Source organism: Leptolyngbya sp. AN02str, from assembly GCF_050565595.1.
GTDB lineage: Bacteria > Cyanobacteriota > Cyanobacteriia > Elainellales > Elainellaceae > Kaiparowitsia.
Genome location: NZ_JBNXVR010000004.1, coordinates 88,098 through 106,605, shown reverse-complemented (window position 1 = coordinate 106,605; position 18,508 = coordinate 88,098). Strand labels below are relative to the sequence as shown.

Sequence of the window (18,508 nt, the reverse complement as noted above, 5' to 3'; positions counted from 1 at the left end):
TTTATCAACAGCATGTGCCTAAGCCGATCGAACCAGATGCATTAGTTTCTGCGGTAATGTTCTAGACATGTGGATGTGTGTGGTGGGGGGGGGGGGGGGGCGCGCTCCGCACCAGCCACCAAAAAAAACCACAACTGTGAAACACAACCAGCCAACGCTAATGATTTCGGCAGATTAGTGATATAGCAAACAGTTCTCCATTGTGCTTTTCTAAAAATTGCATCATAGCAGGCATCAAAAATGATCACAATTCGGCGATTTTTGACCTATGGTGTGGCGATCGGTGTAACGGTAATTGCCCTCCTGCTAACTCTTTGGTTAGAAACCATTTTGGCTCAAACCACCGGAGTTTTCTTTTATATGGCGATCGCGATTACCACATGGTATGGCGGGAGGCGACCCGGAATTGTAGCGGTTGTCTTATCTGCACTGGCACTTAATTATTACTTCATCCCCCCTACTCGCCAAATCCGCATCTCAAGTTTTTCTGAGTTCCTCTGGCTATTTTTCGTTTTAGGGGTGGGTCTCATCATCAATGTGTTAACTGCCAGTTTACAAGAAAGCAAACGAATCGCAGCAGAACGTAAGCAGCTTTTGCAACAAGAACAAGCTGCCCGTAGCGAGGTAGAGGTGCTGCTCCAACAGTTAAAAGTAGAGCGGTATCAGTTAGAACAGATCCTCCAACAAATGCCTGTGGGGGTGGCGATCGCAGAAGCTCCTTCTGGCAAGCTCCTCTTCCACAATGTAGAAGCGGGTCGGTTACTGAGGCATCCCCTGATAGATTCAGACACGTACCAGGACTACGTCCGGTATGGTGCAATCCACGCCGATGGACCGTCGTATCAACCAGACGAATACCCGATCGCTCGTTCCCTTTTGTCGGGTGAAGTGGTCAAAGCTAAGGAAATGTACTATCGGCGGGAAGATGGCACAACAACCGTTTTCTCTGTTAGCGCGACCCCCATCCTGGATCAGGATGGACAAGTCGTTTCAACGGTTAGCACTTTTGAAGATATTAGCGATCGCAAGATAGCTCAACGCAACGAGCAGTTTCTCAGCGACCTCGATCTGCAATTGCGCCAGCTTTCAGATACAGATGCAATGGTCTGGGAAGCCATCAGCCGCATTGGGGAATATCTCAACGTCGAGCGCTGTGTGTGGCACGAAGTCAATGTGCAGGAAGATCTGGCGATCGTTACCCAAGACTGGCGACGAGATCCAACTATTTCCAGCGTGGTGGGTGTAACTCGTTTATCAGAGTCTATTTTGCCAGACATGATTACGCAGTTCCATGCGGGGCAACCTGCTGTTGTTCCCGATGTAGCGACCCATCCTTACACCGCTCCCTTTGCTCAGAATTTTGCCGAGCAGGATATTCGCGCTTTTGTGGGGATTCCCTGTCTTTATGAAGGGCACTGGGTCGCTGTACTCGCCATCAATGCCAGAACCGCACAAGAGTGGCGACCCGATCAGGTTGCCTTACTGCAGAAAGTAGTTGCCCGTCTCTGGTCAACCATTGAACACACACGAGCGGTTCAGGTTTTGCAAGAGCAAGAAGAGCGTACCCGATTAGCCACTGAAGCGGCTGATTTAGGGATGTGGTTCTGGAATATCCGTCAGAATGAGTTGGTCTGGACCGATCGCTGCAAGACTTTGTTTGGGATTGCGCCAGATGTGCCAATAAGTTATGAGGCGTTTTTGAATGCCCTTCACCCAGACGATCGCGATTTCACCCAAGCGGCAGTCACCCACGCTCTAGAGCAAAAGGTTGACTATAACATCGAGTACCGCACCGTTTGGCCGGACAATAGCATTCACTGGATTGCTGCCAGAGGAAAAGCTTTCTACGATACCAATGGACAGCCCATACGAATGGTGGGAACGGCACAGGATATTAGCGATCGCAAAGAAGCAACTGAGCGAGTGCGAGCGAGTGAAGAACGGTTCCAGCGCTTGGTTGCCAACGTTCCGGGCGCGATCTACCAGTATGTGGTACACCCGGATGGCAGCGATGAACTCGCCTACATTAGTCCTCAATGTCGAGAGATTTATGAATATGAGCCAGAAACCTTGCAGCAAAACTTTAGCCTGGCCTGGCAAATCGTTCATCCAGAAGATGTCGAACGAGTCAACGCTGCTGTTGCGGCATCTGCCGAAAATTTAGAGTTACTGAATATCGAATTTCGCCTCCTACCTGCCTCTGGAACACTGCGGTGGGTGCAGACTTCGTCAACTCCCACAAGACTAAGCAATGGCGATACAACTTGGGATGGCATTGTTACCGATGTTACTGACCGTAAACAGTCAGAGGCATCCATTTTGCAATTAAATCAGGAACTCCAGCGACGAGTGACTGAATTACAAACGTTATTGGATGTCATTCCAATCGGCATTGGCATTGCCGAAGATCCAGACTGTCGGCATATTCGAGTGAACCCTGCCTTTGCCGATGCGCTTGGGATTCCGCCTACGGTCAATGCGTCTCTTAGCGCACCCGAAGAGGAGCGTCCAACCAGCTTCAAGGTTTACCAGAATGGGCGAGAACTGGCACCTGAAGAATTACCGCTCCAATATGCGGCGGCTCATGGCGTTGAAATTCGAGATTTAGAAGTGGATGTGGTGTGGCAGGATGGTACAACCGTCACGCTTCTGGAATATGCGGCTCCCTTATTAGATGAATCTGGACAGCCAAGGGGCAGTATTGGGGCCTTTTTGAATATCACCGATCGCAAACGGGCAGAACTGGCATTACGCAACAGCGGACAACAGTTGACGTTAGCCCTGCACGCTGCAAAAGCCGGAGCCTGGACGTGGGAACTCGCAACCAATGACTTGTATTGGTCAGATGAATATTACCGGGTGTTTGGTCTGGAACCCGGCAGTCTCGAACCGTCTTATGAGAATGGGTTTAGCCGCTTGCATCCAGATGATCGGGGATGGGTGGAGCAAGAAACAACGGAAGCGATCGCTCAAGGCAAAAACATCAACGTTGAATACCGCATTCTGCTGCCCGATGGGTCGTTGCGATGGGTCAACGGGCTTGGGCAAATGTTTTATGACGAGTTAAGCCAATCCGCCAGAATGGCAGGAATCGTGATGGATATCACCGAGCGTAAACAAGCAGAAGCCGCTTTGCGAGCAAGTCAGGAACGATATCGCACATTAGCTCAAAACTTTCCCAATGGAGCTGTGTTTCTCTTTGATCACGACCTGCGCTATGTATTGGCAGAGGGGCAGGGATTAGCTCACGCTGGCATGGATCGGACATCCCTCGAAGGAAAGACCATTTGGGAAGTGCTAGATCCTCAAACCTGTCAACTTCTTGAACCGCTTTACAGAGCGGCACTTTCAGGTGATTCAGAGACTCTAGAAATTCCCTTTGGCGATCGCACCTATTGTCTTCATTGCCTACCTGTGTATGATGACCAGGGATTCGTACCATTGGGTATGCTCATGACTCAAGACATTACCTGGCAAAAACAGGCAGAACAAGTCTTGAGAACCGCCCGCGATGAACTGGAACGGCAGGTGCAACAACGCACCCAAGAATTGCGGGAAACCAATGTACTCTTAGCGCAACGAGAGCAAGAATTTCGGACGTTGGTGGAGAATACGCCAGATGTGATCACTCGCCACGATCGCCAGCATCACTGCCTTTATATCAATCCCGCATGTATCCAATCCCTGGGCATGCCTCCTGAATTCTTCCTGGGCAAAACGCCATCCGAGTTGGGTTATCCAGAAGACCTTGCTCAGTTTTGGGAGACTTCCCTGGAAACCGTCTTTAGCGAAGGCAAAGTGCGCATTGATGAATTTAGCGTAATGAATGGGGATGAACTTAGGAGTTATCAAGTATATGTTGTGCCAGAACGGGGAGTCGATCATTCCATTGTTTCGGTGATGACCATCGGACGAGATATCACTTCTTTGAGGCAAGCCGAAAAGTCTGCCCGCAAGCTAGCCGAAGAGTTGCAACGTTCTAATCAGGAGCTAGAACAGTTTGCCTATGTCGCCTCTCACGATTTACAGGAACCGCTGAGAGCCATTACCAGTTTTACCCAACTCCTGGCGCAGGATTACAAGGAGCAACTCGATGGCGATGCCGATATGTACATCGAGTTTATTGTAGATGGCGCAACCCGGATGCAACAGTTGATCAGAGATTTGCTGACCTACTCTAGAGTGGGGCGATATGAACTGCAACTCCAACCCGTTGATTGCAATGCTCTATTGGAACGAGTCAAGAATGATTTACAAGTGGCGATCGCTGAAAACCAGGCGACAATCACCGCAGATCTGTTGCCAACCATCACCGCAGATCCGAATCAAATGAAAAATCTCCTGCAAAATTTGATTGGCAATTCTCTAAAGTACCGGAGTGAAGCAAATCCACAAATTCACATTTCAGTCAGAAGCCATATAGTGGAAGATACCGATGATTTCAGCCATACTGGTTCTTCACACTTGAGAATAGGAGCTGAAGAATGGTTGTTCTCTATTCAGGATAATGGCATTGGAATAGAACCTCGGTATGCTGAGCGTATCTTTGGTATCTTTCAACGCCTGCATACCAGCGATGAATATTCTGGCACCGGGTTAGGATTAGCCATTTGCCAAAAAATCATCGAGCGGCACCAAGGGCAGATCTGGGTTGAGTCCCGACTGGGGCAGGGAGCAACCTTCTTCTTCACAATCCCCCTCTCAATAAGGACTCAAGATGGCAACCCACGCTCGGTTACTTAAAATTTTGCTTGTTGAAGACTCCAAAAGTGATGCCATTCTCATTCAAAGAACGTTAAAAGGCAGCAAGTTTTTGAACGAGATCCATCTGGTTCGAGATGGGGTTGAAGCCAGTGATTTTCTTTATCAAAGAGGGAAACATGTTGATGCTCCCCGCCCTGATATGATTCTGCTGGATTTAAATTTACCTAAAAAAAATGGGCGTGAACTTCTGGCTGAAATCAAAGCAGATGACAATTTGATGACAATCCCTGTTGCGATTCTGACAACCTCCTCCGACGAAGCCGATATCCTGAGAAGCTATCAACTCCATGCCAACTGCTACCTGGTTAAACCCGTTAATTTGGACCAGTTTGTCGAGGTAGTCAAGTCGATTGAGCATTTCTGGTTTGCCTTGGTCGAACTTCCCCCTGAGCAAAGTTCATGATTTTTTAAGCTTTTGTGTCATTCACCCTGAATCTGGGAAAAATAACAAAAGGTCTACGAGCATTTAATTCTTTTGCAAAGAAATATAGGCTTTGAAATAGATAGCAATTCAACTATTTTATTTCTCGACTTGAAATTTACTTGACATCAGGTAGGCAGTTTATGAGTGCTGATGTGATTTCTGCCCTGTTGGTGGAAGATAACCCCGCAGATGTTGCCTTATTGATGAAGTTGTTACAACATAGTGAGGCAAAATCCTGGAAAATCACTCATACCAAACGCCTAAAACCTGCCTTAGATCATTTGCATCAAATTCAGTTTGATGTCATTCTCCTTGACCTTTCACTCCCTGACTCTCAAGGGCTTGAAACAGTTACTCAAGTTCAAACCGCTTTCCCCTACCTCCCGATTGTGGTGCTAACAGGGTTACAGGATGAGTCGTTTGCTCGACAAGCAGTCGCTCAGGGTGCCCAGGATTATCTAGTTAAAGGACAAGTCTCCGCAGAACTACTGCTAAAGTCAGTGAGCTATGCGATCGAGCGGTCACACATCTTAAAACGACTGCAGGAGAGTGAACACCGTTTTCGTGAAGTGTTCAACCAGACTTTTCAGTTCATGGGGTTACTCAGTCCCGTTGGTGTGGTTCTGGATATCAATCAGCCTACGAGAGAAGCCTGCGGCTTTCAACATGAAATTATTCTCAATCAGCCTATCTGGGAGGCTCCCTGTTGGCAATCCAGTGAAAAATCCCAGTTCTGGTTGCAAGAAGCGGTGCTAAGAGCCTCCCAGGGTGAAACTGTGCGTTCAGAGCTTCAAGCCTATACACCAAAGGGCAATTTGTGGTGGTTTGACGTTTCCATTAAGCCGATGAGAGGTGAGAATGGCTGCATTGCTTTGTTAATTGCAGAAGGGAGAGACATTAGTAAACTCAAACGAGCAGAGGAAAACATCCGGCGTTCTCTTGAGAAGGAACGAGAACTAAACCAGATGAAAAATAGTTTTATTTCAATGGTTTCGCATGAGTTTCGTAACCCCATATCATCAATTAGTTTTGGAATTGATTTTTTAGAAGATTGCGATCCGCCAGCAGAGCAAAAAGCGTAATGTTTTGAACGTATTCATGATGCAATTGATCAAACACTTCACTTGCTTGATGAAATCCTCTTACTCGGTCGCACGGAATCCGGACGGGTTGAAGTTGAATATACTCGACTTGAGCTCAAAGAATTTTGCTATGAAATTGTAGAAGCTTTTCAACTAACCGGAGGACGCTCCCATCAGATCCTCTTTTCGACAGAAGGAGATTGTACTCAAGCCGAAGTAGATGTTGGTCTACTTCGGCATATTTTAGACAACTTGTTCTCAAATGCGATCAAATATTCCAGCGAGGGAAGTGCGGTTCGTTTCACATTAAGTTGCCAGGATAATCAAGCTAAGTTTCATATTCAAGACCAAGGAATTGGTGTTCCCAAAAAAGACCAATCAAAATTGTTTGAGGCATTTCACAGAGCTTCGAATGTGTCTGGAATTCAAGGAACAGGCCTAGGATTAGCGATTGTTAAACGTTGCGTAGATCTGCTCCAGGGTCAAATTCATTTTGAAAGTCGAGAAGGGATTGGAACTACTTTCACAGTCATCCTCCCACGCAACCTAATGCAACCAGAACACGAACAGGCTCCGGAAGATTACTGCCTGCAATGACAACAGTGATGCGGCAAAGCGTTCTTCCCAGTTCCGTACCGTCTCGTGCGTAAACTTACAGCTAGTTTCAGGTAAATAGCCTAAAGGCTCTGGTAGACTCTAGTGGTCGATGAGCAGGCTCAACGTTTTCAAGTCAGTCCCAGTTTTGTCCAACGACTCCTGCGACACCACCGCCAGAGCGGACAAGCGACGGCGAAACCGAAAGGCGGCAATCATCCACCTAAAATCCGGGACGAACATATGGGTTTAGTTCAGCGCCTGATTCAGGCTCAACCCGATGCTTATTTAACTGAATTAGCAGAGCAGTTCACTCAACAAACGGGCATTTCAGTCAGCCGAGTCACGATGCATCGCTGCATCCAACGCTTGAGCTTGAGCACAAAAAAACACGATACGCCAATGAGCAGGACAGTGAGCGGGTGCAAGTTCTGCGCCATGAGTATTGGCGCTGGCTCGACTGGGTTAACCCTTGCAACTTTGTGTTCCTGGACGAGTCGGGTGTGAACTTATATCAAGTCTTGGAAAATGGCCATAGTAAGAGTTATTGCACAATCCTTGCCAAACAAAGCTTTTGGGATATTGCAAGGCTATCCATGTCATGGGTGATTAACCCGACTTGGATATTAGCTGTGAACTTAGCGATTTCGTAAACCTTGGCACCTGAGCGATCGCAATACACCAGCTTGCCTTGGGGGACATGCATCAATCCACTAACCCAATCGGCAAAAATTGGGTTAGTGTCAATCATTTGGTAACACCCCACAATGTCAATCAGATAGAGTTGGTCGTTCTGAATCTCCCAGATGTCGGTATAGCCTCGCCAACAAGCAGTGGAGCCGATGACAGGATCAACATTTTTGCTATCTTTATTGTCTACTTTAATGATGCCCGGATGTGAATTTGGCAACGGTGAATGAAATGTGATCGACGTTTTGTTGCCATTAAAAAGAAGGATCTCATCGACTTGAGCCGTCATATCAGTCCTCTTGAGTCTAGCTGTGAAGAGTGTAACCAGTGTCGAACTTGGTACACTAAATCCTCCAGGGAATGGGCGATCGCCACATCTGGACGAACTAACGCGGTTTGAATTTGCACATCCTGGTGGCGTTGATATTGGGGATGGATCCCTACAAAGAGTGGTTTCGTCGTCATCGACCAGGCTCCTAATTCATAAAGCACGATAGGGCAAAGTGTTTCACACGGAAACCAGAACAGAATTGCATCTGCCTTTCGTAAATGGTCATACTCCCAGCGAATCTGAACTTCTGAGGCTGCAGGATCGTGGATAGGAAACTGCGATCGCCGGGGATTGAACAGGGTCAAGGGCATCTCTTTCAGTTGCTCAACCACGATCGCCTGCCAGTCGGGGCAGCCTGTAATTCCCCCTGCCAGAAAAAGGCTCGGTGAGGTTTCAGCCGTATGAGGACATTCAATGTAATTCATAGTCACATTCCACGGGTAACGATCTCTGCACTTTCACTCGTTGGGTATCAAAAAGGAGGGCAACGATCCGCCAGTGTCCTGCTTCTCGTGCCACACAGTGAATGCTATCGGTTGTCCAGTCAATGTCGTCTCCTGCCATTCTGACCGACCATTCTAAGCGCAGAGCTAACGGAGACACTGCTTCCTGCCAGCGCTCGATAGCTCGAATCTCAAACGGTTCGATCGGAATGGCTTCCAACCCAATGCCAATTGCAAGCGGTAACTGTAACCAGAGCCGCGCATCCTGTAATGCCTGGGAACGGTAAGGTTCGTAATGGGTAATCGTTGCTTCTAAATGAGCCGGAATGGATTGAATGGGTTGAGTCGTAAAATCCAACGATGCATTGACCGGCCGGGACCAAAACCAGGGTTGCAACAGAGCGAATAGGGCTGGATCATCCATCAAGGTAACTCCCGTGTCAGGAACAGCTGGATCAGTTCTTGCTTCACGGATTCGTAGCCCCATTCCTGCAAGCAAGGGAAGTAACTCGCTGGGGCATGCCCATGAAAAACCTGATTTTGCGGCACTTTAAAGCGCAGTAACCAGATAATTTCTTGACGCGGGTCTCATCCTCTAATTCCCAACCCAATTGAGTGTCAAATCGCTCCAGGCTTCTTGTTCAGTACGATCGCCCGTTTGACTGCCACACTCCCAGCTTTCGGACAGAAGGCTAAGAGTAGAATTCTTGTCCTAGAAGGGAACAGGATTATGGCAGCAAATCGTCGCCAACACAGCGCAGAATTTAAGGCAAAAGTCGTCTTGCAAGTGCTCAGCGGCGAGAAGACATCGGCTGAGATTTGTCGCGCGCACAAATTGAATGCGAATCTCCTCAACTGCTGGCGCAAAGAATTTTTAGAGCAAGCCCCCAGCCTGTTTGAGCGAGACAGTGCCAGCAGCGGAGACAATGAGCGCATTGCTGATTTAGAGCGCCTTGTCGGGCAGTTGACGATGCAGCTTGAGATTGCAAAAAAAGCATCGAGCTACTTGAACCCGGACAAAAACGGCAGCGGTGATGGATTTGAACCAACAGTACCCAATTGTGGTGGTGTGTAACGTGCTCAATTATCCCCGCAGCCAGGTCTACTACCAGGCGCGATCGCCGTGTGATGAAACGGCTCTCAAAGCAGCCATTATCGCGTTTGCTGGAGCGCAGCCCACCTATGGTTACCGTCGCATCCCCGCGATGTTGAAGCGCCAAGGCCATGTCGTCAACCACAAGCGCGTCGCTCGGTTGATGCGGGAGTTGCAGTTGATGGGCAAACGTCCCGTCAAGCGCAAGCGGACGACCAATAGCAATCATGGGTTCAAACGGCATCGAACCTGGTGATGAACTTACAGATTGAACGTCCAAATCAGGTCTGGGTTGGAGACATCACCTACATCAAATTACGGCAGGAGTTTGTTTACCTGGCAGTGCTGATGGACATCTACACCCGCAGTATCCGAGGTTGGCATTTAGCACGCAGTATAGACGGAAGCTTGACGATGACAGCATTGAACAAAGCCTTCGAGAAGGGGCAACCAGAGATTCATCATTCCGACCAGGGAGTGCAGTATGCGGCCAATGAATACGTGAAACAGTTGCAGAAGGCGGGAGTCAGAATCAGCATGGCAGAAGTCGGTCAGGCATGGCAGAACGGGTATGCAGAGCGATTAATGCGAACGATTAAGGAGGAAGAAGTTGATTTAACAGAGTGTGAGAATTTCAGGGATGCGTATGAACAGATTGAGGAGTTTTTAGAGCATGTGTACATGAAGAAGCGAATCCATTCGTCATTGGGTTATCTAACACCAGATGAATTTGAAAAAAGATGGAATGAACAGGAGTAGAAGAATGGTGATATAAGAGAGTTATATCCTTAGATTCGTCGATCTATTGTCCGAAGCAAGGGGTTCACTTCAGTTCAACATCGACCCCCATTTCAGCTCTGAAATCTAGCCGCTGGTTCGTTGTTTGAAATTGTGCTGTGCATCAACAGCCAAAACAATCGCCGCGACTGGATATACACCCTGTCATTTCTCTGTCACTTCTCCTCGATATGTTACGGAGAACAGAAACCGCTATGGCTTCTAGTCTTCTAACTTGAGAGGAACAAATTATGAATCGTTTAGGTATTGTGGCTGTATTGGGTCTGAGCAGCGTCGCGGCTTTAGTAGCTGCTGCACCCAGCGATGCACAAAGTAGCCATACCGGAGTTGTGGAACGGGTTTGGGAGGATGGTTTTCGTTTGAATACCGGAAATCGGACGTTTAGGGTTGACTCGTGGGATGTTTATGGAGATAACACTGCTCAACATATCCAGGTCGGCGATCGCGTTACTATTACCGGCGAATTTGAGGGACGGGAATTTGATGCGTTTACCATTCAAGTCAATCGCTAATTTCGCTATGGTAAGACTTGTGCAATCTTCATATATTGCTCTATCCCCCATGCCTCAATAGTGTTTTAGAGCGTGGTCAATCATGCAAATAACCACGCTCCACCGCTCTTAACACAACTGACGATCAACCATGCGTATTCTGTTTGTTGAGGATGACCCCGAACAACTGGAACCCCTGGCGATCGCGCTCAGCCAGGTGGGTCATGTCGTCGATGCGGTCGAAGACGGACAAACGGCTCAGTGGTTGATGGGGGAAAAAGAGTATGACCTGTTGATTCTGGATTGGATGTTGCCCGATCTGGATGGCATCCAGCTTTGTCGCCTCTATCGAGATGCAGGGAAAGGATCTCCCATTCTGCTGCTCACCGCAAAAGATACAATTTCAGATCGTGTGGTGGGTCTAGATGCAGGGGCAGACGATTATTTAATTAAACCCGCCGATGTGAAAGAGTTACTGGCACGGGTACGAGCCTTGGGACGGCGATCGCCCCTATGGACGGGCGACATCCTCTGTATTGCTGATTTGCAACTGCACCTAAGCACCATGACTGCCGAACGGCAGGATGTAAGCGTCTCACTATCCAGTCGGGAATTTCAATTGCTGGAATATTTCATGCGCCATTCCAAGCAGGTGTTAACCCGTGATCAGATTGAGTTAGCCCTTTGGCAATGGGGCACAGAACCGGAAAGTAATGCCGTTGCCACCCTAATTCGCCGCCTCCGTCAACGGCTCAAGTCTCTCAACTGCGAAACCTGGATCGAAACCGTCCACGGTACAGGCTATCGGCTGTTGTGCCCCGGAGACGCAGGATGAAATGGTTTCCCTCCCATCATTCCCTGCGCAAACGGCTGACCCACCTGACAGATTGTGGGCAAGGCTTTTTGAAAACACTGTCGGCTCAGCAACAGGGAACGCTAATTCTGTCTATTCCCATTGTTTGCCTGTTGACCTCCCTGGGAGCCTTTGCATGGCTCAAAGCCAGCCTTGTTGAAGACGAATTTTGGGTACAGCATACCCAGCGAGTGCGGCTGGAAACCAAACGATTACAGGCGGCTCTGTTGGATGCTGAAACGGGGGTGCGGGGCTATGGGTTAACGCGTCGCCCTGAGTTTCTGGAACCCTATCAACAAGCTCAGCAACAAATTCCCCTATCGCTCAACACATTGGAGGAATTGGTCAGCGACAACCCCGCCCAGACCCGACAACTGCAAAGAATTCGGCAATCCGTCGATACTACCTTGCAAATCCTCTATCAAAAACAAACCCTCCAACAGGAATTAGCTGCCCTCAACCGCGCTCCAGATGCTCTCGTTCCTGCGGCTCTTCTTTACGATTGGCTGGAGGAAGGGAAAGCCTCGATGGATGCCACCCGTTTTGCCATCGACCAGTTTGCGGGTGAGGAAGAACGCTTGCTGCAAGTTCGTAAGGAACATCTGGAAACCTATCGCCGCATTACCTGGTTTGTCCTGTGGCTGTCAGCAGTGATTGGGATTTTGGGTGGCATTTTCTCAACTTACCTGTTCCGGCGATTGCAGCAAGAATTAAAACTACGCCAACAACGATTAGAACAAACCAACCAGCAGTTAACGCAGGCTTACGACCAGTTACAACGCTTCACCGCCAACGCATCCCATGAGTTGCGGGCACCCCTGGCTGCTGTGTTGAGCAATGTCCATGTGGGTCTGACCGCTTCTGAAGAGGATTGGACAACCCCCCGACAGCGGTTGGTCAAAATAGAAAATTTGGCTCAATCGATGAGTGCCCTGGTGCGAGACTTGTTATTCCTGGCTCGACATGAGGGGCAGCTAACAGAAGAGGTTCGTCAACCCTTAAAATTAGTGCCATTTTTAGAGGCGATCGCCCAAGATTGGGAACCCCAGGCTGTACACCACAACTTGAAACTACTGACCGATTTGCCATCCCAGGATGTGGTGCTGCAAGCGGATGCAAATCTTCTGCGACAGGCGATCGCTAACCTCCTCAGTAATGCCTGCCGTTACACTCCCGCAGGAGGCACGATCTCCCTCCATACATCCATTCATCCTCAGCAGGTTGCGATCGCCATCCAAGACACTGGAATAGGTATTGCAGAAGACGATCTCCCTTATATTTTTGAACGGTTTTATCGTACCCGATCCAGTCGTGCCAGGGTCAGAAATGGGTTTGGATTGGGGTTAGCGATCGCCCAACATATCGTTCACGCCCACGGGGGGCAGCTCTCGGTTTGCAGCACCCTGAATCAGGGCAGTACCTTCACCCTTGTCTTTCCTTTAAGCACGACAGAACCTTGAAACAATCCACATTACCCCCTGTCATTTCGGTGTCATTTCAACTCGTTACAGTCGCATTGATGAATAGGTAAATTCTTCAATGCAACAATGGATTCCTTTACTGGTTGTCGTTATCTCTAGCTTTACTGGATTGTCGGCTACCGCGCAAACCCCCATTGAGCAACTGCGCCGAAATGCTGGCACCACCATTTCAGGGACGGTGCAAAGCGTGGTTGGCAACGAGTTCATTTTGGATGATGGTACTGGACAAATTATTGTGGATGCGGGGCCTACCTGGTATCACCAAATTTCTATCCAGCAAGGTGAACGACTGACCGTGGTTGGAGAATACGATGATTACGACTTTGACGCCTTCCGCATTACCCGCAGCAATGGTGACGTGATCACCATTCGCAATGGGTCAGGTCGTCCTCCCTGGGCAGGCGGGCGCGATCGCCGCTAATCAGGGCTGGAGCGCGTTGCAGTTCAATTGACTAGGATTGACGTTGTTCCTTTTGCACACTGCCTATGTCATTGGCGGGTTTGAAAGTGCTCGTGAAGGATTAACTACATTACTCCAGGAAAAAGAACTGGATGTGGATCTGTTGATGATTGTGGCAGCCCTCGGAGCCGCTTTTCTAGGACTGTGGCGGCAGGAGTACTATCTGATTGTAGATGGAGCCATTCTGATCCTGATTTTCTCCGTCAGTGGGGCGTTGGAAGGCTACGCTACGGACTGAGCGGGGCATCCGTGGCTTAGTGAGCTTGACGGTAGGTACCGCACGGGGGTAGTTCACGGGCAAGAGGGAACCCTGCCCATTTCAGAACTGCAGGTGGGCGATCGCGATCGCGTCAAACCAGGAGAACTGATCCCCACCGATGCAGTGGTTGTGGAGAGAGACCGCCCTCAATGAAGCAGGAACGACTGATGAAAAACTCAGTTCTCGTAGGGTGGTGTCTTCTTCAATCGTTAACTTGACTCGTAACGGAGCGGACATCTGGATAGCAAGGATAATAAATACTCTGGCTGTTTCATAGCTTTCTATGGCCACCTACTTAGGTGGATGAATCGCGATCGCCGATACCCTTCGACCCGAAGCAGTTGAAGCGATCGTGATGCTCACATGAGACAATCAACAAACAGCAAATAGTGTGGCGCATTCAATTGGAATTGACCAAGTTTATGCCGAATTGCTACCACGAGAGACACTATTCGTGTGAACTCCATCTCTTCGTTAGGTGCGGTGATTGGCACGCTGGGTGGTGCAGCGGTGCGTTCTCGGCTCGCGACTGCCTTTGATCGTGACCTACCGGCGGCGCTGGTCGAAAATGTTGTCGCGATCGGTGAAGCTATTTTAGTAGTGGGGCTACTGTGATGACTCAATCCTTTGACGCGCTGATCATTGGTGCTGGTCAGGCAGGACCACCGCTGGCCGGACGGCTGACCGCCGCAGGCATGCGAGTGGCGCTGATTGAGCGACATCTGATTGGCGGCACCTGTGTCAATACGGGCTGCACACCGACTAAAACGCTTGTTGCTAGTGCCTATGCCGCTCACATGGCCCGCCGCGCTGCCGACTATGGTGTGCTGATCGCAGGGGAGATCGCGGTTGATATGAAGCGAGTTAAGGCGCGGGCTGATGCCGTTGCAGCCAACTCTCGCAATGGGCTTGAGACTTGGCTGCGCAGTATGGAACACTTGACGATGTTCCACGGGCAAGCGTATTTCGAGAACGTAAACACACTACGGGTTGGTGATGAACGGCTCACTGCACCACAAATTTTCATCAATGTTGGAGGTCGTGCGCGGGTACCTGAGATGCCCGGTCTACAGGAAATCGATTACCTAACCAACACGTCTATCTTGGCGCTGGACAGTCTTCCCCGGCATTTGGTGGTGGTGGGAGGTAGCTATATTGGGCTAGAGTTTGCCCAGATTTATCGCCGCTTAGGCGCGGAGGTGACTGTCATTGAAAAAAGCCTGCGCCTTGTCACCCGCGAGGATGAGGATGTGTCCGCCGCAATCCAGCAAATCCTTGAAGCAGAAGGTGTACATATTCGCACAAATGCTGAGTGCATTGCCTTTGCACCTCATTCGGAAGGTGTGTCTGTGCAGGTTGATTGTACTGAAGGGTCACCCGAGGTGATTGGCAGCCATGTTTTGCTAGCGATCGGGCGGCAGCCCAACACTGACGATCTGGGACTCGACCGTGCTGGGGTTGCCACTGATGCCCACGGCTATATCACGGTTGATGATCAACTCCGCACGAATGTACCGGGTATTTGGGCTTTGGGTGACTGCAATGGACGGGGTGCATTCACCCATACGGCTTATAACGATTTTGAGATCGTCGCGGCTAACCTGCTGGATGGCGCTGCCAAACGGGTCAGCGATCGCATCCCCGGTTATGCCCTCTATCTCGATCCGCCCCTAGGGCGCGTTGGTATGACAGAGGCGCAGGCGCGCGCTTCAGGTCGTCCGCTGCTCATGGGCATCAGATCGATGACGCGGGTTGGCCGGGCGATTGAGAAGGGCGAGACCCAGGGCTTTATAAAAATTGTGGTTGATGCTGAAACCCACCGCATTCTCGGTGCCGCAATTTTAGGCACAGGCGGCGATGAGGCTATTCACGGGCTGCTCGATATGATGAATGCTGACCAGCCGTACACCACGCTGCAATGGGCCGTACCCATTCACCCAACCGTGTCTGAGCTTATTCCCACAGTCCTGGGCGAAATGCAGCCACTGTCAATGCTTGTGACACAACGTTAGAGGTGGTGCGAAAAGTATCGTTAAGGGTTTGCGATCGGGACGGGCCACATTGGGTAGACGACTCATCGCAGATTTGGAGAACACAACTCCTTTCACGGTAGAAGCTATCTCCCCTAGCCTTGAACCATATTTACATTCTCTTTAGAACTCAGCTCTAAGAGAGCAATCTCCCCTACTCTCTAACAACGTAATCGGAAGCAAGTAGATTCAAAGAAAAAGTTAAGGGTAAACGGCGAAGCAGAGGATACTGAGTTACGAGCAAGTTCAGAATAAGCCACAAGTGATACATAGACTGACAGGGCTGAACGTCAGCGAATTTGAGCAGTTAGTGGTGAGTTTTGAACAAGCCTAGCAGGACGAGGTTGAGGAACACTCCATGAATGAGCAAAGATTCAAATTTGGTAAGAAGAACATCACAACTTTACTTGAGAATAAGCGGTGTTAGAACAGGAGCCATTAGCATTTCAAACTCCAGATTCGTCGCACTGACCACATTCTCCACAATCTTTCCCCCTCGTAGCCGCATGACATGGGTTTCAATAAATGTGATATCCCGATTGGTAGCGGGAATACCAAAAAACTCTTTGGCATGTTTTTGCACGGATTGAAACCGAACGACAACCCGATCGCCGGCTGCAAACATATCTTCAATCATCATCTCAAAGCCCGGAAGGGGAGGAAAGGCATCGAAAAAAGCACTAAACACTTGCGTGTAGGCTTCACGCCCATTAATCGGTCCGTCGGGCTTCAATCCGGTGATTGCCTGGACATTTTCGTCCAGCACATCTGCTGCTACGGCCATATCACCTTTGCCCAAAAACTGCTCAATAAAGATACGGGCGATCGCCAAGTTTTGTTCTTCCGTTGGGGTCATAATTCCTAATTCCTGCTGTATTTAATGAGTCGTTTCGATTCGATAAATTACCAAGCGAGTGCCACTGCACCTCCAGCTTTCCGCATTTCTGCAAAAAACTTGCCCTGTGCTCCACCCTCTGGAAGCGTTGCCAAATAGACGGCGGTTTCGGCACCCTCATCGGCAGTGAACGGCGCATTCGAGCCACCCATGTCGGTTTGCATCCAGCCCGGAGAGTAAGCATTGATTAAAATATTGGTGTCCTGAAGTTCCTTTGCCCAGAGTGCCGTTAGCCCATTCAGCCCAACTTTAGACAAGCGATAGGACGGAGCCAGGGGATAGTAATCGCTGCCCATTGAAGTCAGGGAAGCCATTTCAGTAGACACGTTGACAATTCGCCCGTAGTTTTGCGCTTTCATCAAGGGCACTAACGCTTGAGTGATACGAGCAACCGCTAAAACATTGGTTGCCAAAGTTGCCAGCATCGTTTCGATTTGAGCCGTAAGCAAACTGGATTCTTCGGGCTGCATCGTGGGGTTGATCCCCGCATTATTGACTAGAATATCGACTCTGCTGTACGTCTGTTGCAACCAGGCTGTAAACTGCTGCACACTGGCATCACTGGTGACATCTAACGGATGAAAATCTACTTGAAGGTTTTCTTGAGATAGGCGCTGTTGAGCCGCAAGACCGTCTTGCTCTTGACGACTGGTCAGCACCACCCGAATATTTTCCTTCTGTGCAAGTTGGCGAGCGATCGCAAACCCCAACCCTTTATAGCTACCCGTGATTACGGCAATTTTCTGCGTCGTGCCCATTGAGCTTTCCTGGATAAACTGGCTGTACTGTTACAGTAACGACCCCTAAAATATTAGACAAGTCGATATTTTAGATATATAACATCAATGAAATCGATAAACTTGTCGGCGATCGACCTAAATCTACTGGTTGCCTTTGAAGCCCTTCTAGAGCAGCAGAGCGTTACCAAAGCGGCTGAGCAACTTCAGATTGGGCAACCTGCCATGAGTGCAGCCCTCAGTCGGTTACGGATTTTGTTTGAGGATGAATTGTTTGTGCGGTTAGGACGACAGATGCAGCCGACGCTCAAAGCCCAGGCAATCGCCCCCAGTATTTTGGCCGCATTGCAACAGATCCGCCAGGCTGTAACTGCCAGTCAAACCTTTGACCCCTTGGTGAGCGATCGCACCTTTACGATCGGGAGTTCAGACTACACCAGCTTTGTTCTGATGCCACCGTTGCTAGAGTTTAGCCTTCAAAATGCCCCCTCCATCGATATTCAGATGATTGAATTTGAGAAAGACAGAATTGGGGATTTGCTAGAACAAGGAGAAATTGATGTGGTATTGGGTGTTTTTCCCAATCCACCCCGTCAAACGCAATGGGAACCCATCTTTGAAGAACGATTTGTGGGAATTGCCCGTCGAGGACATCCGGCTATCCAGCAAGGAACGATGAGCTTAAAAGCCTTTGCCCAGTTTCCTCACGCCCTGACAACGTTACGCCGCGATACGACAGGTGCGATCGACAGGGCGTTGAAGGAACAAAACTTAGAACGTCGGGTTGCATTTACAACGCCGCACATGATGGTTTTGCCGTTTGCGATCGCATCGAGTGATTTAGTTGCGGCGCTTCCGCAACGCATTGCGCTGCGTTTGGCACCCGTCTGTAATTTGACCCTTTTTGAACTGCCCGTCAAAACAAAACCCTGGATGGTTTCCATGCTGTGGAGTACTTTGAGCGATCAAGATGAAGCAAATCGTTGGTTACGCAACACAATCAAAGTAATTTCTCAAACGATCGAAACAAGTTAAACTCTCAATAGTTTAACGCTAGGACTCGCAATCATGTGGTATTTACTT

20 protein-coding genes and 1 pseudogene are annotated in these 18,508 nt (G+C 49.3%); 14 read left to right on the top strand and 7 right to left on the bottom strand.

All coding sequences use genetic code 11. The features are described 5' to 3' along the window. The first annotated feature begins 240 nt into the window (after positions 1-240). The 4 genes from ACQ4M4_RS04675 to ACQ4M4_RS04660 all read left to right on the top strand — a co-directional run bounded on the left by ACQ4M4_RS04675 (position 241) and on the right by ACQ4M4_RS04660 (position 6,867). On the top strand, positions 241-4,743 hold the full coding sequence (locus tag ACQ4M4_RS04675) for a PAS domain-containing protein (RefSeq protein ID WP_430683304.1): 4,503 nt from the start codon (positions 241-243) through the stop codon (positions 4,741-4,743). Continuing rightward, entirely contained in the window at positions 4,718-5,167 is a 450-nt protein-coding gene (locus ACQ4M4_RS04670) for a response regulator (RefSeq protein WP_430683303.1), read from the top strand. Before ACQ4M4_RS04675 ends, ACQ4M4_RS04670 begins: the two co-directional genes overlap by 26 nt. A 161-nt stretch (positions 5,168-5,328) precedes the next feature. Continuing rightward, a complete protein-coding gene (locus ACQ4M4_RS04665) occupies positions 5,329-6,270 on the top strand; it encodes a response regulator (protein WP_430683302.1) in 942 nt (313 codons plus the stop codon). Between the two features lie 42 nt (positions 6,271-6,312). After that, positions 6,313-6,867 carry a sensor histidine kinase gene (locus tag ACQ4M4_RS04660; protein WP_430683301.1) on the top strand — a complete coding sequence of 185 codons (555 nt, stop codon included), beginning with the start codon at positions 6,313-6,315 and terminating at the stop codon, positions 6,865-6,867. Between the two features lie 99 nt (positions 6,868-6,966). Here the strand turns inward: ACQ4M4_RS04660 and ACQ4M4_RS04655 are convergent, their stop codons facing one another. Next, on the bottom strand, positions 6,967-7,107 hold the full coding sequence (locus tag ACQ4M4_RS04655; protein ID WP_430683300.1) for a hypothetical protein: 141 nt from the start codon (positions 7,105-7,107) through the stop codon (positions 6,967-6,969). On the opposite strand from ACQ4M4_RS04655, the gene ACQ4M4_RS04650 reads away from it, so the two are divergent. Next, a complete protein-coding gene (locus tag ACQ4M4_RS04650) occupies positions 7,108-7,371 on the top strand; it encodes a hypothetical protein (RefSeq protein WP_430683299.1) in 264 nt (87 codons plus the stop codon). It abuts the gene before it with no gap. Positions 7,372-7,408: 37 nt separating this feature from the next. On the opposite strand, the gene ACQ4M4_RS04645 is transcribed toward ACQ4M4_RS04650, so the two are convergent. Genes ACQ4M4_RS04645 through ACQ4M4_RS04635 form a run of 3 tightly spaced genes read right to left on the bottom strand, consistent with a single transcriptional unit; the run spans position 7,409 to position 8,752 of the window. Beyond that, on the bottom strand, positions 7,409-7,843 hold the full coding sequence (locus ACQ4M4_RS04645) for a hypothetical protein (protein ID WP_430683298.1): 435 nt from the start codon (positions 7,841-7,843) through the stop codon (positions 7,409-7,411). Continuing rightward, a complete protein-coding gene (locus ACQ4M4_RS04640; protein ID WP_430683297.1) occupies positions 7,840-8,310 on the bottom strand; it encodes a nucleoside 2-deoxyribosyltransferase domain-containing protein in 471 nt (156 codons plus the stop codon). Before ACQ4M4_RS04640 ends, ACQ4M4_RS04645 begins: the two co-directional genes overlap by 4 nt. Further along, positions 8,297-8,752 (bottom strand): hypothetical protein, encoded by a 456-nt coding sequence (locus ACQ4M4_RS04635; RefSeq protein ID WP_430683296.1) that lies wholly within the window; start codon positions 8,750-8,752, stop codon positions 8,297-8,299. The genes ACQ4M4_RS04640 and ACQ4M4_RS04635 overlap by 14 nt, the downstream gene beginning before the upstream one ends. Positions 8,753-9,058: 306 nt before the next feature. Between ACQ4M4_RS04635 and ACQ4M4_RS04630 the strand changes: the two are divergent. The 6 genes and pseudogenes from ACQ4M4_RS04630 to ACQ4M4_RS04605 all read left to right on the top strand — a co-directional run bounded on the left by ACQ4M4_RS04630 (position 9,059) and on the right by ACQ4M4_RS04605 (position 13,742). After that, positions 9,059-10,180, top strand: a pseudogene (locus ACQ4M4_RS04630) (IS3 family transposase). A gap of 269 nt (positions 10,181-10,449) precedes the next feature. Then, positions 10,450-10,731: a hypothetical protein gene (locus ACQ4M4_RS04625; protein ID WP_430683295.1), complete on the top strand. Its 282-nt coding sequence runs from the start codon at positions 10,450-10,452 to the stop codon at positions 10,729-10,731. Positions 10,732-10,861: 130 nt separating this feature from the next. Next, positions 10,862-11,545, top strand: a complete 684-nt coding sequence (rppA, locus tag ACQ4M4_RS04620; RefSeq protein WP_430683294.1) for a two-component system response regulator RppA — start codon at positions 10,862-10,864, stop codon at positions 11,543-11,545. Continuing rightward, positions 11,542-13,023, top strand: a complete 1,482-nt coding sequence (locus ACQ4M4_RS04615; RefSeq protein WP_430683293.1) for a sensor histidine kinase — start codon at positions 11,542-11,544, stop codon at positions 13,021-13,023. Before rppA ends, ACQ4M4_RS04615 begins: the two co-directional genes overlap by 4 nt. Positions 13,024-13,102: 79 nt before the next feature. Continuing rightward, positions 13,103-13,465, top strand: coding sequence for a hypothetical protein (locus ACQ4M4_RS04610; protein WP_430683292.1), 363 nt, complete (start codon positions 13,103-13,105; stop codon positions 13,463-13,465). Between the two features lie 43 nt (positions 13,466-13,508). Continuing rightward, on the top strand, positions 13,509-13,742 hold the full coding sequence (locus tag ACQ4M4_RS04605; protein ID WP_430683291.1) for a hypothetical protein: 234 nt from the start codon (positions 13,509-13,511) through the stop codon (positions 13,740-13,742). A gap of 81 nt (positions 13,743-13,823) precedes the next feature. Here the strand turns inward: ACQ4M4_RS04605 and ACQ4M4_RS04600 are convergent, their stop codons facing one another. After that, positions 13,824-14,000 (bottom strand): hypothetical protein, encoded by a 177-nt coding sequence (locus ACQ4M4_RS04600; protein WP_430683290.1) that lies wholly within the window; start codon positions 13,998-14,000, stop codon positions 13,824-13,826. 219 nt (positions 14,001-14,219) lie between these two features. Between ACQ4M4_RS04600 and ACQ4M4_RS04595 the strand changes: the two genes are divergently transcribed. Then, complete coding sequence (locus ACQ4M4_RS04595; RefSeq protein ID WP_430683289.1) at positions 14,220-14,378, top strand: hypothetical protein; 159 nt, start codon at positions 14,220-14,222, stop codon at positions 14,376-14,378. Further along, positions 14,378-15,775 (top strand): FAD-containing oxidoreductase, encoded by a 1,398-nt coding sequence (locus ACQ4M4_RS04590; RefSeq protein ID WP_430683288.1) that lies wholly within the window; start codon positions 14,378-14,380, stop codon positions 15,773-15,775. The genes ACQ4M4_RS04595 and ACQ4M4_RS04590 overlap by 1 nt, the downstream gene beginning before the upstream one ends. Positions 15,776-16,196: 421 nt before the next feature. Here the strand turns inward: ACQ4M4_RS04590 and ACQ4M4_RS04585 are convergent, their stop codons facing one another. Both ACQ4M4_RS04585 and ACQ4M4_RS04580 read right to left on the bottom strand, forming a co-directional pair. Then, the gene (locus ACQ4M4_RS04585) at positions 16,197-16,649 is read right to left on the bottom strand and encodes an ester cyclase (RefSeq protein ID WP_430683287.1); all 453 of its coding nucleotides are present in this window, start codon (positions 16,647-16,649) and stop codon (positions 16,197-16,199) included. A 47-nt stretch (positions 16,650-16,696) separates the two neighbouring features. Further along, positions 16,697-17,446, bottom strand: coding sequence for an SDR family oxidoreductase (locus ACQ4M4_RS04580; protein WP_430683286.1), 750 nt, complete (start codon positions 17,444-17,446; stop codon positions 16,697-16,699). An 87-nt stretch (positions 17,447-17,533) separates the two neighbouring features. Between ACQ4M4_RS04580 and ACQ4M4_RS04575 the strand changes: the two genes are divergently transcribed. After that, complete coding sequence (locus tag ACQ4M4_RS04575; protein ID WP_430683285.1) at positions 17,534-18,460, top strand: LysR family transcriptional regulator; 927 nt, start codon at positions 17,534-17,536, stop codon at positions 18,458-18,460. Positions 18,461-18,508 lie beyond the last annotated feature (48 nt).